This window comes from Streptomyces sp. NBC_01445, assembly GCF_035918235.1.
Lineage (GTDB): Bacteria > Actinomycetota > Actinomycetes > Streptomycetales > Streptomycetaceae > Streptomyces.
Genome location: NZ_CP109485.1, coordinates 7817493 through 7832105, shown reverse-complemented (window position 1 = coordinate 7832105; position 14613 = coordinate 7817493). Strand labels below are relative to the sequence as shown.

Here is a 14613-nt window from a genome sequence, read left to right as displayed (position 1 = left end):
GACCGAGCCGGTTTAAGTCAAGGAAAGTGGATGACGGAGCAGGGCAGCGCACATCCGAGCGCACATATGGGAGCCGGGGAGCACATCCGTACGTATCCCTTCGACCCGAGCGCCAGCGTGTCCGGGGTCGGGATACAGATCGGCCCGATGGGCACGGAGGGTCCCTGGGCGGGCGGGGTCGGCCTGTCGCGCCGCGTGCACCGGATCGACTTCCACGTCCTGCTCTTCTTCCGCGAGGGCCCGGTCCACCACATGATCGACTTCACGGAGTACGAGGTCGGCGCCGGCGACATCCTGTGGATCCGGCCCGGCCAGGTGCACGGCTTCTCCACGGGCGAGCGCTACGTCGGCACCGCGCTCACCATGCAGCCCGGCTTCCTGCCGCGCGCCATCGTCGAGGCGACGGGCCTGTACCGCTACGACCGGCCGCCCCTGCTCCACCCCGACGAGGCCCAGCTCGCCGCCCTGGACGCCTCCCTGGACCAACTCCAGCGCGAGTACCTGGACACGGCGACACTCCCGCTCAGCCTGCACACATCGGTCCTGCGGCACTCCCTGACGGCCTTCATGCTGCGGGTCGCCCATGTGTCGGCGCAGGCGGCGGCGGACGAGTGCAGGCCGCAGCCGGACACGACGTTCAGCCGCTTCCGCACGGCGGTCGAGCAGGGCTTCACCACGAACCACAGCGTGAGCGCGTACGCAGACGAGCTCGGCTACTCCCGGCGCACCCTCGTCCGCGCGGTGCGGGCGGCGACGGGCCAGACCCCGAAGGCGTTCATCGACCGCCGGGTGACCCTGGAGGCGAAGCGCCTGCTCGCCCACACGGACCTGCCGGTGGGCCGCATCGGCGTGGCCGTCGGCATCGGCGACTCGGCGAACTTCTCGAAGTACTTCCAGCAGCACACGGGCGTGACACCGGCGGCATTCCGGGCCGAACAGGCCTGATACGGGCCCTCTCCTCCGGGTATGCACCGGCCTGCGGCGGCCCCGTTTCACCCTGCGCAACGGGGGGTTGACCGTTCCCCTGCCGCCCCTTACGGTGCTCGCACCTCCCACAGGTATATCGATTAACCACTCCCGGTTGGAGACATACCGCTGTGCCCTCTGTGCCCTCGACGATGAGTCGGCGCGGATTCCTCGCCGCCGGTGGCGCGCTCGCCGCCGCTTCCGCCCTGTCCGGCTGCTCCGCCCTCGCCGCTGCCGACGACGACCCCGACACGCTCGTGGTGCACAGCCAGCTCGGCACCACGGCCCCCGGCTCCCCCACCTATCTCTCGGCCCTGGACCGGTTCCGCAAGGAGACCGGCCTCAAGGTGCGCAACCTCGTCAACGGCGACGACCTCTCACAGGTCTACGAGACCTCGCGACTGGCCCGCAAGGAGCCGGACGTCGTCATGGTGAACCTCTACGACAAGACGCTGGCCTGGACCGATGTCGGCGCCACCGTGGACGTGAAGGGCTACCTGGACGACTGGGGGCTGCGCGAGCGCGTGCTGCCCGTGGCCCTGGACGCGTGGACCGACGGCAAGGGACGGCTGCGCGCGTTCCCGTACTTCGCCACGAACTGGCCGGTCGCCTTCAACCGGGCGCTCCTCGACAAGGCGGGGGTCGGCGAGATCCCCGCCACCGGGGACCAGCTCATCGCCGCCGCACGGAAGTTGCGCAGGAAGAACATCGCGCCGGTGACCGTCGGCGGCAACGACTGGACCGGGCAGAAGCTGCTCGCGCAGATCATCCAGACGTTCCTGACCGAGGACGAGGCCAGGCACGTCTACGCGACCGGGGACTTCGGCAGCCGGGGCGCACGACAGGGCATCGACTACTTCGTCGAGCTGCGCGACGCCGGGGTGTTTGCCGACAAGGCCCAGGGCCTCACCTCGGATTCGATGACCACGCAGTTCAACACGCAGGCCGCGGCGATGCAGTCGGCGATGTCGTCGGCGCTCGCGAAGGTTCCGGAGCCGGTGGCACGCCACACGGACGTGGGTGGCTGGCCGCTGGCGCCAGGGGCCGCACACGACAAGCCGACGATCCTGCGCACGTACACGCTGATCGGCTTCTGGATCAGCCCGAACGGCACGAAGAAGATCGACGCCGTCGAGAAGTTCCTGCGGTTCATGTACCGCGCGGACACCGTCTCCCGCTTCATCGAGGAGGCCGGGCGCGACATGGCGCTGCGGTCCGACACGGTCAGCTCGGACTTCCCGCTGGTGGCGGCGGCGCAGGGGCTCGGCGGCGATGTGGGCCAGGTCCTGCTGCCCGACCTGTTCGTCCCGCCGGCCGCGACACAGCCGCTGATCACGGCGACGAGTACGTCCTTCACGCGCGGCACGAGCGCGGCCAGGGTCCGCTCGGTACTCGAGGCCGCGTACCGCGGCGTCTGACCGCCCGCCCCCATCTCTCCTCATAGGTAAGGGAGTTGCTCATGACGACGATGACGTCGACAGCGGGCGAGACCGCGGTCCGCCGCCCCACCCCGTCTTCCCCGGACGCCGCCCGGCGGCCGCGCCGCCAGGGCGGCACCATCCTCGCGCTGCCCGCGCTCGTCTGGTACCTCGTGTTCATGGTCGGCCCGCTGGTCGCCATCTTCGTGGTGGCGGCGCTGCACTGGCCGGGCATGCTGCAGCCGGTGTCGTTCGCCGGGTTCGACAACGTGCGCACGGTCTTCGCCGACCCGGTGTTCTGGGACGCGGTGAGCAACACGGCGATCCAGCTCGTCGTCGCCGTCCCGGTGATGGTGGTGTGCGCGTACATGCTGGGCTACTACGTCGCGCAGAAGCCGCCCGGCCACAAGGCCATCCGGTATCTGCTGTTCATCCCCGGGCTGATCTCGACCCCGGCGAAGGCCATGGTCTTCTACGCGGCCCTCTCCCCCGACGGCCTGGTCAACGGCGGCCTGAAGGCGGTCGGTCTCGGCTCGCTCGCCGACGCGTGGCTCGCCTCGCCCTCGACCGCCCTCGCGTCTCTGATCGCGCTGGACATCTGGGCCGGGATCGGGTTCACGGCGGTGCTGTTCGCGGCGCGGCTCGGCAGTGTGCCGGACGAGCTGGGCGAGGCCGCACAGCTCGACGGAGCCGGGCACTGGCGGACCATGTGGCGCATCCACTTCCCGGTGATCAAGGACTATGTGGGCGTCGTGACGATGCTCCAGTTCCTGTGGACGCTGTTCGGCTCGGCGCAGCATGTGCTGCTGCTGACGCAGGGCGGCCCGGGCAGCTCGTCGACAACGCTGTCGTTCCTCGTCTACCAGAAGGCGTTCATCGCGGCCGACCTCGGCTACAGCCAGACCGTAGGTGTCTTCCTCTTCCTCGCCGGGCTCGTCGGACTGCTCGCCATCCGGCGCGCGTTCCGCCAGAACCACTGATCGGAGCCGTCGCCATGAAGTCCGCCAAGCACAGCCGCCTCGGCAGGTCCTGGCTGCCCGCGCACATCCTCGTCTGGCTGTACGCGGTGCTCCTGGTCATCCCCCTGTACTACTTCGTCGCCTCGGCGTTCAAGACGAACGAGGAGATCTTCGCCAGTCCGTTCGCGCTGCCGTCGTCGTTCGGCCTCGGCAACTTCAGTACCGCCTTCCACAGCGCCGGCCTTGGGCTCGCGGTCGTCAACTCGGCGCTGGTGACGGTGTTCTCGCTCGTCCTGACGCTCGCGCTCGCGATACCGGCGGCGTTCGCGCTGGCCCGCTCGACGGGCCGGCTCGCCTCCGTGGTCGAGAGTGTCTTCTCGCTGGGGTTCCTGATCCCGACGTTCGCGGCGCTCTTCCCGACGTTCCTGCTGGCCGCGGCCACCGGCCTGTTCCACACCCGCACGTTCATGATCCTTTTCCTGCCGGCCACGGCGATGCCGCTCTCGGTGGTGATCCTGGTCCAGTTCATGCGGACCGTCCCCAGGGAGATGGAGGAGGCGGCCCGTATGGACGGCGCCTCGACCTTCGCGGTGCTCCGGCACGTGTACACGCCGATGTGCCTGCCCGGCATCGCGACCGTGCTGCTCCTGAACTTCCTGACGTTCTGGAACGAGTACCTGTACTCGCTCGTGATCATCGGCCCTGACCCCGCTCAGCGCACGGTCCAAGTGGCGCTGCCCACGCTGAAGTCCATCACCGGGACGGACTACGGGGTCCTGACCGCGGGGACCGTCCTCACCCTCGTACCGGTGTGGATCGTCTATACGGTGCTCCAGAAGCGGATGCAGCAGGCACTCGTCAGTGGGGCGGTGAAGATGTGAGCAAGGCCCGTACCGGAAGCCGGCCGACCATCAAGGCGGTGGCGGCCGCGGCCGGTGTGTCGACGGCGGCGGTGTCGCAGGCGTTCAACGACAAGGGGCGCCTCGCCGAGCCGACCAGGCGGCGGATCCTCGACGCGGCGGCGGAGCTCGGCTGGTCGCCGAGCGCGTCGGCGGCGGCGCTGCGCAGCGCCCGTACCCGTACGCTCGCGCTCGTCGTGCGCAGGCCCACCGACGTGCTCGGGGCCGACCCGCACTTCAGTGAGCTGATCACCGGCATAGAGGGAGAGCTGGCGCCGCGCGGCTACGGTCTGCTGCTGCATCTGGTGGCCGGTGTCGACGAGGAGAGCGCCCTGTACGAGCGGCTCGCCGCGGAGGGACGGGTCGACGGGGCCGTCCTCACGGACGCGCGGGCCGACGACCCGCGCCCGGCCCTGCTGCGCCGCATCGGGCTTCCGTCGGTACTGCTCGGCGCACCCGACCCGGAGGCCACCGTGCCGACCGTCGGCCTCGGCAACCAGGGGTCGGGCGTCCACGAGGCGGTCGACCATCTGCTCGGGCTCGGCCACCGGCGCATCGCGTACGTCTGCGGGCCCGCCGAGCTCCAGCACACCCGGCTGCGGCGCACGGTCTTCGAGGAGACGCTCGGCCTCGCCGGGCTCCGGCCCGTCGCCGTCCTGAGCACCGACTTCTCGGAGGGGGCCGCCGTCGCCGCGACCGAGGAGCTGATCGGGCGCACCGAGCGGCCCACCGCGATCGTGTACGCCAACGACTCGATGGCCGTGTGCGGCATCGGAACCGCCCAGCGCGCCGGCCTGCGCGTGCCCGACGACCTGTCCGTCGTCGGCTACGACAACCTCCCGCTCGGCAGCTGGCTGCACCCGCGCCTGACGACCGTCGACCAGCAGGTGCAGCGGGTCGGCGCGGCAGCCGCGCGCGTGCTGCTCGCCCGGTGCGGCGAGGACGTTCCCGAGACACCTCTCGAAGGGCGCCCGCACCTGGTCGTCCGCGAGTCGACCGGCCCCGCAACCCCCTGACAAGTCCCGCATTCCAACGGAGCTAGGTACCACCATGCGACGCCACAGCGCCCACCTCACCCACGACTCCGCCGTCCTGCCCTGGCTCGGCGCCAACTTCTGGTCCCGCACCGGCGGTCCCCTGATGTGGCGCGACTACGAGCCGAAGACGGTGCGCGAGGAACTGGCGGTGCTGCGCGAGCACGGTCTGAACATGACCCGCTCGTTCTTCTACTGGCCCGACTTCCACCCCGAACCGCACCGGATCGACGAGGAGTTGTGCGAGCGCTTCCGCGACTTCCTCGACGCGCACACCGAGGCGGGCATGGGCACCGTGCCGACGTTCATCGTCGGCCACATGTCCGGCGAGAACTGGGATCCGGCCTGGCGCGGGGGCCGGGACCTGTACGAGGACGTGTGGATGGTCGGCCGCCAGGCGTGGTTCGTGTCTCAGATGACGCGCCGCTTCAAGGACCACCCGGCCGTCACGGGCTGGCTGATCACCAACGAGATGCCGGGCTACGGGCGGATCTACCAGGTCGATCCGCCCTCCAGTGACGTCGTCACGGCGTGGGCGCAGGCCATGTGCAACGCCGTGCGCGCGGCCGGCGGCACCCAGCCCGTCTCCCTGGGCGACGGCGCGTGGGGCATCGAGGTCACGGGCCGCGACAACGGTTTCTCGCTGCGGGACACCGCCGAGTACGTCGACTTCGTGGGCCCGCACGTCTACCGCTCCGACACGGACCGGCCGCGCCAGCACTACCGCGCCGCGTTCGAGTGCGAGCTCGCGGCCGTCACGGGGCAGCCGGTGGTCCTGGAGGAGTTCGGCCTGTCGACGGACACGGTGTCCGCCGAGAACGCGGGCGTGTACTACCGCCAGACCCTGCACAACTCACTGCTCGGCGGCGCGACGGGCTGGGTCGCCTGGAACAACACGGACTACGACGACCTGTGGGACCGGTCCCCCTACGACCACCACCCCTTCGAGATGCACTTCGGCATCACGGACAGCGCGGGCGCCCCGAAGGCCCCGCTCGTCGAACTCGCCGCGTTCGCGAAGGTGTTGGAGCAGGTCGACTTCACGCGCTGCCGCCGCTCGGACGCCGGGGCCGCGCTCGTCGTGCCCGCGTTCCTGGAGCGCGGCTACCCGTACAGCCGCCCCGCCGACCGCCCGCTCATCTTCACCTCGCTCCACCAGGGGTACGTCGCGGCGCGCGCCGCGGACCTGGCGGTGGGCCTCACCCGGGAGGCGGACGGCCTCAGCGAGGACGCGCAGCTCTATCTCCTGCCCGCGACAAGGCAGTTGACGACCCGCACCCGGCGCGCGCTGGCTCGGCGGGCCACCGAGGGAGCCACGGTCTACCTGTCGTTCTGCTCGGGCGAGCACCCTGGGACGCGCGGGCCGTGGTTCGACGACCTGGACGGGCTGTTCGGCGTCGAGATGCAGCTGTCGTACGGGGTGGCCGAGCCGATCGAGGACGACGTCCTGGAGATGACGTTCACGGGGGACTTCGGGGGCATCAGGGCCGGTGAGACCCTGCGCTTCCCGGTCGCGGGCAACGAGGACAGCCGGGCGTACCTGCCGGTCGAGGCGCGCGACGCGGAGGTCGTCGCCGTCGACGCGCACGGCCGCCCCGCACTCCTCTCGCGGGCCACGGGCCTCGGCCGCACCGTCCTCGCGACGTATCCGCTGGAGCACATGGCCGCCCGCACGGCGCACGTCAACCCGGAGCAGACGCACCGGCTGTACGCGGCGCTCGCCGAGGTCGCCGGTGTGGCACGGCCCGTGACGGTCGAGAGCCCGTATGCGTCGGCCGATGTGCTGGTCCACGAGGACGGGCGGCGGTTCGTGTGGCTGGTGAGCCAGTCCGGGCAGGAGATGACGTCGCGCCCGCAGGCCGCCGGGACGCTGCACGACGCGGGGACGGGCGAGCCCGTCACGGACGTCACCCTGGACCCGTACGGCGTGCGCGTTCTGGAACTGCGATGAACGAGCCGCTGTACCGCGACCCGGCGGCCCCAGTGCGCGAGCGCGTGCGGGATCTGCTCGGCCGGATGACGCTCACCGAGAAGGTCGGGCAGCTCAACCAGCGGATGTACGGCTGGCACGCGTACCGGCGCACCGGCTCGGGCCACCGGCTGACGGACGCGTTCCGCTCCGAGGTCGCCGCGTACGACGGCATGGGCGCCCTGTACGGGCTCCAGCGCGCGGACCCGTGGTCCGGGGTGACCTTCGCCGACGGGATCACGGCGGCGGACGCGGCGGGTGTCGCGGACGCGGTACAGCGGCACATGGTCGAACAGACGCGGCTCGGCATCCCCGTGCTGCTGGTCGAGGAGGTCCCGCACGGCCACCAGGCGCTCGACGGCACCGTCCTGCCGGTGAACCTGGCCGTCGGCTCGACGTGGGACCCGGACCTCTACGAGGAGGCGGCGGCCGGGGCCGGGGCCGAACTGCGGGCCAGGGGCGGCCATCTGGCCCTGGTGTCGGCGCTCGACCTCGTCCGCGACCCGCGCTGGGGCCGGGCCGAGGAGTGCTTCGGCGAGGACCCGTATCTGGCGGCCCGGTTCACCGAGGCGCTCGTACGGGGCATGCGGCGGGCCGGGGTCGGGGTGGTGCTGAAGCACTTCGCGGGCCAGGGTTCCTCGGTGGGCGGGCGCAACAGCGCGGCCACCGAGCTCGGGGTCCGCGAGCTGCACGAGATCCATCTGGCGGCGGCGCGGGCGGGGGTCCGCGCGGGCGCCGCGGGCGTGATGGCGGCGTACAACGAGTTCGACGGTCTGCCGTGCGCCGCGAGCCGGTATCTCCTGACCGAACTCCTGCGGGAGCGCTGGGGGTTCGACGGCGTCGTGATGGCCGACGGGGGCGCGCTCGACCGGCTGACGCGCCTGGCCGGCGATCCCGCGGCGGCGGGCGCGCTCGCCCTGGCGGCGGGCACCGATCTGAGCCTGTGGGACGACTGCTTCCCGCGACTGGGCGAGGCCGTCGAGCGGGGGCTCGTCGCGGAGGCGACCGTGGACTCGGCGGTGGAGCGCGTCCTCGCGCTCAAGTTCCGGCTCGGCCTCTTCGAGCGGCCGTACGTCGGCAGGCCTGAACAGCCGTCCGGTGTCCGGAAGTTGAGCGAGCGCCTGGCACGTGAGTCGATCGTGCTCCTGGAGCACGACGGGGTGACGCTGCCACTCGGCCTTTCCCTGCGCCGCATCGCGGTCATGGGCCCCGGCGCGGACTCCGTTCCCGGCCAGATCGGTGACTACACCGCGCCGCAGCGGCCCGGCTCGGGTGTCACCGTGCTCGACGGGATCCGGGCGGGGGCCGCGCCCGGCGCCGAAGTGACGTACGCGCGCGGGTGCGAGCTCGTCGGCGGCGACCTGTCCGGCGTGCCGGAGGCGGTCGCTCTGGCCGCGTCGGCCGAGGTGGCCGTGCTCGTCCTCGGCGGGTCGAGCGCCCGCGAGGGCGACACGCGCTTCGAGGCCAACGGGGCGGCCGTCGTCTCCTCGGGGAACCCGGTAGGCATGACCTGCGGCGAAGGCGTCGACCTGGCCGATCTGCGCCTGCCGGACGGGCAGTCGGCGCTGCTCGACGCGGTGGCGGCGACGGGCACCCCGGTCGTCGTGGTCCTGGTCCAGGGCCGCCCGCACGCGCTGCCCGACCTCACGGGGAAGGCGAAGGGCGTGCTGTGCGCCTGGTATCCGGGGCCGTGGGGCGGACGGGCCGTGGCCGACGTCCTGTTCGGGGCCGCGTCGCCGGCGGGCCGGCTCCCGGTGTCGGTGCCGCGGTCCGCCGCGCAGCTGCCGGTGTTCTACAACGCCAAGGACCACGACTACCGCGGCTACGTGGACCAGAGCGCCACCGCGCGGCACGCCTTCGGTCACGGCCTGTCCTACTCGACGGTGGAGTACGCGGCGCCCCGCCTCGCGCACTCCACCGTCACGGCCGGTGAACCCGGCACGACGTGCTCCGTCACCGTGACCAACACCGGGACGCGGCCCGTGCGCGAGACGGTGCAGCTGTATGTGCGCCGGGTGTCGGGCGGTACGTCGTGGCCGCGGGCGCGGGAGCTGCGCGGGTTCGTACGGCTCGACCTGGAGCCCGGCGGGAGCGCCGAGGCCGTGTTCGCCCTCGACGCCGAGGTGCTCGCCTCGGTCACCCGCGGCCTGGACCTCGCCGTGGAGCCCGGCGAGTTCTCGATCGAGACGGGACCCTCGTCGGACCGCACGCGGGGCACGGCACTGACCGTGACGCGGTGACAGGGGTGGGGGTGGGGGCCGGGTGATCGGCCGCGGAGCTGGTTGAATCGTCCGTATGTCACGCCCCGCCCCCACCTGCCCCTGCGGGCTCCCCTCCGCGTATGACGCCTGTTGCGGCCGGTATCACTCCGGAGGGGCGAACGCGCCCACCGCCGAGGCCCTGATGCGGTCCCGCTACTGCGCCTTCGCCGTCAAGGACGCCGCGTATCTGCTGCGGACCTGGCACCCGGCCACCCGGCCCCCGGCCATCACCTTCGAGCCGGGGACGAAGTGGACCGGTCTGGAGATCCTGGGGACGAGCGAGGGGTCGGCCTTCCACACCACCGGCACCGTGACCTTCCGGGCCCGCTACACCGACGGCGGGCGGCCCGGCTCGCTTCACGAGCGCAGTCGGTTCATACGGCTCGACGGCGCCTGGGTGTACGTGGACGGCGACTTCATCGAGTAGGGCCCGGCCCTGCAATCAGGGCGCGAGGATGTCCAGTTCCTGGAGCGCACCCACCGCGATCTCGCGCGTGAGCGCCTCCGCGCGGATCGCGTCCCCCTCGCGGACGGCCTCGGCCACGTGCACATGCAGTGACACGGCCGCCGGGTCCGGGTCCTCGAACATCACCTGGTGGTGCGTGCGGCCCGCGAGGACCTCCGCGACCACATCGCCGAGCCGGGCGAACATCTCGTTGCCCGACGCGTTCAGGACGACCCGGTGGAACTCGATGTCGTGGACGAGGTACGCCTCCAGCTGATGGCCGCGTGACGTGGCGACCATGCCGAGCGCGCACTCGGTGAGCGCCGCGCACTGCTCGGCCGTGGCGTGGGTCGCGGCGAGTCCGGCCGCGACCGGCTCGACCGCGGAACGCAGCACCGTGAGAGAGCGCAGCTGCCGCGGCCGGTCCGCGCCGGCCAGCCGCCAGCGGATGACCTGCGGGTCATAGACGTTCCACTCCTGCGTGGGCCGTACGGTCACGCCGACCCGGCGCCGGGACTCCACGAGGTGCATCGACTCGAGCACCCGTACGGCCTCCCGCATGACGGAGCGCGACACCTCGTAGCGCTGGGCCAGCTCGTCCGTGCGCAGCACGCTGCCCGGTGGGTACTCCCCCGCGGTGATGGCGGGGCCGAGGTTCTCCAGTACGTGGGCGTGCAGCCCCCGGCCCTGTGTGGTCATGACGTCAGCGTACGAGGCGGGCCGACGGAATAAAAAGTCAGACTTTTGTGTCACAGTCTCTTGAATTTGTCCGACCATTTAGGTTTCAGTGGCGTGACACAGCGATGTCGAAGAAGACAGCGAGGACGCGATGAAGACACGACGCACCCCCCACGTCGTCGTAGTCATGGGCGTGGCAGGGACCGGCAAGACCACGATCGGCCCCCTGCTCGCAGACAGGCTCGGCGTTCCGTACGCCGAGGGCGACGACTTCCACCCGCCGGCGAACATCGCCAAGATGTCGGCCGGCACCCCCCTGACCGACGACGACCGGTGGCCGTGGCTCGACGCCATCGGCGAGTGGGCGCACGGACGGGCGGGACTCGGCGGCGTCGTCAGCAGCTCCGCGCTCAAGCGGAGCTATCGCGACCGGCTCAGGGCCGAGGCCCCCGGAGTCGTGTTCGTCCACCTCACGGGTGACCGCGCCCTCATCGAGGACCGGATGTCGCACCGCCAGGGGCACTTCATGCCCACGGCCCTGCTGGACTCGCAGTTCGCCACGCTCCAGCCGCTCGCGGCGGACGAGGCGGGCGTCGACGTCGATGTGTCGGGCAGCCCCGAGGAGATCACGGAGCGGGCCGTCGCGGCCCTCGACAGCCTCGAAGGCCGGTCCCCGTCCCCCAGCGCCCGGCGCTGAAGTAGCCCAGAAGTCCCCACCACCACCAAGGAAAAGCCGTGACCAGTCTCAGCGTCGAGACGCTGGCAGCGGATGCCGTCGAACCGATCACCTCGGCGGGCCACGCCCAGCTGGGGATCGCCGTCCTCGCGGGCATCGCTGTCATCGTTCTGCTCATCACGAAGTTCCGGGTCCACGCCTTCCTGGCGCTGACCATCGGTTCTCTGGCCCTGGGAGCCTTCGCGGGCGCCCCCCTCGACAAGACCATCGTCAGCTTCACCGCGGGCCTTGGTTCCACCGTGGCCGGTGTGGGTGTGCTGATCGCGCTCGGCGCGATCCTGGGCAAGCTGCTCGCCGACTCCGGCGGCGCCGACCAGATCGTCGACACGATCCTCGCCAAGGCCGGCGGGCGCGCCATGCCGTGGGCGATGGTCCTGATCGCCTCGGTGATCGGTCTGCCGCTGTTCTTCGAGGTCGGCATCGTGCTGCTGATCCCGGTCGTCCTGATGGTCGCCAAGCGCGGCAACTACTCGCTGATGCGTATCGGCATCCCGGCCCTCGCCGGCCTGTCGGTCATGCACGGCCTGATTCCGCCGCACCCCGGCCCGCTCGTCGCGATCGACGCCGTCGGCGCCAACCTCGGCGTCACGCTCGCCCTGGGTGTCCTCATCGCCATCCCGACGGTGATCATCGCGGGTCCGCTGTTCTCGAAGGTCGCCGCACGCTGGGTGGACGTCCAGGCCCCGGACAAGATGACCCCGGCGCGGGCCAGCGACGACCTGGAGAAGCGTCCCAGCTTCCGCGCGGCCGTCGCCACGATCCTGCTCCCCGTCGTCCTGATGCTCGCCAAGGCACTCGTCGACATCGTCGTGGACAAGCCCGAGCACACCGTGCAGCGCGTCTTCGACGTCATCGGCTCGCCGCTGATCGCCCTGCTCGCCGCCGTGATCGTCGGCATGTTCACGCTGGGCCGCGCGGCCGGGTTCACCAAGGACAGGCTGTCCTCCACCGTCGAGAAGTCGCTCGCCCCGATCGCGGGCGTCCTCCTCATCGTCGGCGCGGGCGGCGGCTTCAAGCAGACCCTCATCGACTCCGGCGTGGGCCAGATGGTCCTCGACATCTCCAAGGACTGGGCGATCCCGGCCCTGCTGCTCGCCTGGCTGATCGCGGTCGTCATACGCCTCGCCACGGGCTCCGCCACCGTCGCGACCATCTCGGCGGCCGGTCTCGTGGCGCCGCTCGCGGCCGACATGTCGACCGCGCACACGGCCCTGCTGGTCCTCGCGATCGGCGCCGGCTCGCTCTTCTTCAGCCACGTGAACGACGCGGGCTTCTGGCTGGTGAAGGAGTACTTCGGCCTGAACGTCGGGCAGACCATCAAGACCTGGTCCGTCATGGAGACGATCATCTCGGTCGTCGCCGGTGGCCTGGTCCTGCTGCTGTCCCTGGTCATTTAGCGACGGGAGTACCGAGCCATGACCCACCCCCTCTTCGACATCAGCGGCCGCACGGCCCTGGTGACCGGTTCCAGCCGTGGGATCGGGTTCGCCCTGGCCCGCGGCCTCCTGGAGGCCGGCGCGACCGTCGTCCTCAACGGACGCGACGAGCCCGCCCTCGCGGACGCGGCCGAGCGGCTGTCGGAGCAGACAGGAAACAGCCCGGTCCACACCGCGGCGTTCGACGTCACGGACGGACCGTCCGTGGCCGCCGGAGTCGCCGGGGTCGAGGAGCGGGTGGGTCCGCTCGACATCCTCGTCAACAACGCGGGCATGCAACTGCGCGCCCCGCTCCTGGAGTTCACCGACGCCGACTGGCACCGGGTCCTGAACACCAATCTGACGAGCGCGTTCCTGGTGGGCCGTGAGGCGGCCCGTGGCATGGTGGAACGCGGCCACGGAAAGATCATCAACATCTGCTCGCTGCAGAGCGAGGTCGTGCGGCCCGGCATCGCGCCCTACGCCGCCACCAAGGGCGCTCTGAAGATGCTCACCAAGGGCATGTGCGCCGACTGGGGCCCCTCCGGGGTCCAGGTCAACGGGCTCGGCCCCGGCTACATCGAGACCGAGCTGACCGAACCGCTCGTCCGCGACGAGGAGTTCAGCGCCTGGGTCCGCCGCAGGACCCCGGCCGGCCGCTGGGGCCGCACCGACGACCTCGTCGGCGGCACCCTGTTCCTGGCCTCGCCCGCGTCCGACTTCGTCAGCGGGCAGATCCTCTACGTCGACGGCGGCATGACGAGCGTTCTCTAGAAGACCTCATGGCTGGAGGAGACCTGATGCTGGGCTGCGTGATCCACGGCGCGGGAGATCTGCGCGTCGACGAACTCCCCTTCCCCGAACCCGGCCCGGGTCAGGCGCTCGTCGCCGTCCGCTACGGCGGGGTGTGCGGCTCCGACCTGCACTACTGGCGCCACGGCGGCGTCGGCGACTTCCGGCTCCAGGAACCCATGCTGCTCGGCCACGAGGTCGTGGGCACGGTCATCTCGTACGGGGACGGTGCCACCGGCCCCGCGCCCGGCACGGCCGTCGCCGTGCACCCCGCCACCCCCTGCGGGACCTGCCCCGAGTGCGTGGACGGGCGGCGCAATGTCTGCCGCGACACCCGCTACCTCGGCAGCGCGGCCCGCACCCCGCACGTCCAGGGCGGATTCGCCGCGCGGATCGCCGTCCCCGCCGACCAGTTGAGGGCCGTACCGGCCGGGCTTCCGCTCGACCGGGCCGCCCTCGCCGAGCCCCTCGCGGTGGCGCTGCACGCGGTGCGCCGGGCGGGACCGGTCGCGGGCAAGCACGTGCTCGTGACCGGCGCGGGCCCCATCGGCTGCCTCGTCGTCGCCGCGGCCAAGGCGGCCGGGGCGGCCCACGTGACCGCCACCGATCTCCTCCCCGAAGCTCTCCGGTACGCGGAACTCGCCGGCGCCGACACCCTCGTGCGCGCGGACGACCCGGCCGACAAGGGCCGGCCCGACGAGGCCCACGCGGCGGTCGAGGCTTCGGGCGTGGCCGCCGGGCTCGACAGCTGCCTGCGCCATGTGCGGCGCGGCGGTGTGGTCGTACAGCTCGGGATGCTGCCGCCGGGGCAGAGCCCGTTCGCGGGGAACCTCGTGGTCAGCCGGGAGATCGAGCTGCGCGGGGCGTTCCGCTTCGACACGGAGTTCGACGACGCGCTGCTCCTGCTCGCCGAGCAGCCGGGGCTGGCGGAGCTGATCAGCGCGGTGGTCCCGGTGGCGGATGCGGAGTCGGCGTTCGTGCTGGCCGCGGACCGCTCGCGGGCGTGCAAGGTCCTGCTGGACTTCGGCGCGGGCGCGTAGC

13 protein-coding genes are annotated in these 14613 nt (G+C 71.7%); 12 read left to right on the top strand and 1 reads right to left on the bottom strand.

What is annotated here, in order from left to right:
• Positions 1–30: 30 nt before the first annotated feature.
• From OG574_RS35630 to OG574_RS35595, 8 genes are all read left to right on the top strand, one after another.
• Positions 31–945, top strand: coding sequence for a helix-turn-helix transcriptional regulator (locus OG574_RS35630; protein ID WP_326776554.1), 915 nt, complete (start codon positions 31–33; stop codon positions 943–945).
• A gap of 161 nt (positions 946–1106) precedes the next feature.
• Positions 1107–2384, top strand: coding sequence for an ABC transporter substrate-binding protein (locus tag OG574_RS35625; protein WP_326778736.1), 1278 nt, complete (start codon positions 1107–1109; stop codon positions 2382–2384).
• Positions 2385–2425: 41 nt separating this feature from the next.
• A complete protein-coding gene (locus OG574_RS35620; protein WP_326776553.1) occupies positions 2426–3364 on the top strand; it encodes a carbohydrate ABC transporter permease in 939 nt (312 codons plus the stop codon).
• Between the two features lie 14 nt (positions 3365–3378).
• Positions 3379–4224, top strand: coding sequence for a carbohydrate ABC transporter permease (locus OG574_RS35615; RefSeq protein ID WP_326776552.1), 846 nt, complete (start codon positions 3379–3381; stop codon positions 4222–4224).
• The gene (locus tag OG574_RS35610) at positions 4221–5258 is read left to right on the top strand and encodes a LacI family DNA-binding transcriptional regulator (RefSeq protein WP_326776551.1); all 1038 of its coding nucleotides are present in this window, start codon (positions 4221–4223) and stop codon (positions 5256–5258) included. Before OG574_RS35615 ends, OG574_RS35610 begins: the two co-directional genes overlap by 4 nt.
• Positions 5259–5292: 34 nt before the next feature.
• Positions 5293–7227 (top strand): glycoside hydrolase 5 family protein, encoded by a 1935-nt coding sequence (locus OG574_RS35605; protein ID WP_326776550.1) that lies wholly within the window; start codon positions 5293–5295, stop codon positions 7225–7227.
• Positions 7224–9485 (top strand): glycoside hydrolase family 3 N-terminal domain-containing protein, encoded by a 2262-nt coding sequence (locus OG574_RS35600; protein WP_326776549.1) that lies wholly within the window; start codon positions 7224–7226, stop codon positions 9483–9485. The genes OG574_RS35605 and OG574_RS35600 overlap by 4 nt, the downstream gene beginning before the upstream one ends.
• Before the next feature lie 55 nt (positions 9486–9540).
• Positions 9541–9933 carry a YchJ family protein gene (locus tag OG574_RS35595; RefSeq protein ID WP_100598148.1) on the top strand — a complete coding sequence of 131 codons (393 nt, stop codon included), beginning with the start codon at positions 9541–9543 and terminating at the stop codon, positions 9931–9933.
• A gap of 15 nt (positions 9934–9948) precedes the next feature.
• Here OG574_RS35595 and OG574_RS35590 read toward each other — a convergent pair whose 3' ends face one another.
• The gene (locus OG574_RS35590) at positions 9949–10650 is read right to left on the bottom strand and encodes a FadR/GntR family transcriptional regulator (RefSeq protein ID WP_100598147.1); all 702 of its coding nucleotides are present in this window, start codon (positions 10648–10650) and stop codon (positions 9949–9951) included.
• Between the two features lie 130 nt (positions 10651–10780).
• Here OG574_RS35590 and OG574_RS35585 point away from each other — a divergent pair, with 130 nt between their 5' ends.
• From OG574_RS35585 to OG574_RS35570, 4 genes are read left to right on the top strand one after another with little or no spacing between them, the layout of a single operon-like run.
• Complete coding sequence (locus OG574_RS35585) at positions 10781–11326, top strand: gluconokinase (protein WP_100598146.1); 546 nt, start codon at positions 10781–10783, stop codon at positions 11324–11326.
• Between the two features lie 38 nt (positions 11327–11364).
• On the top strand, positions 11365–12762 hold the full coding sequence (locus OG574_RS35580; RefSeq protein WP_100598145.1) for a GntT/GntP/DsdX family permease: 1398 nt from the start codon (positions 11365–11367) through the stop codon (positions 12760–12762).
• Positions 12763–12780: 18 nt separating this feature from the next.
• Positions 12781–13554 (top strand): SDR family oxidoreductase, encoded by a 774-nt coding sequence (locus tag OG574_RS35575; RefSeq protein WP_326776548.1) that lies wholly within the window; start codon positions 12781–12783, stop codon positions 13552–13554.
• Positions 13555–13580: 26 nt separating this feature from the next.
• Complete coding sequence (locus tag OG574_RS35570) at positions 13581–14612, top strand: L-idonate 5-dehydrogenase (protein WP_326778735.1); 1032 nt, start codon at positions 13581–13583, stop codon at positions 14610–14612.
• Position 14613 lies beyond the last annotated feature (1 nt).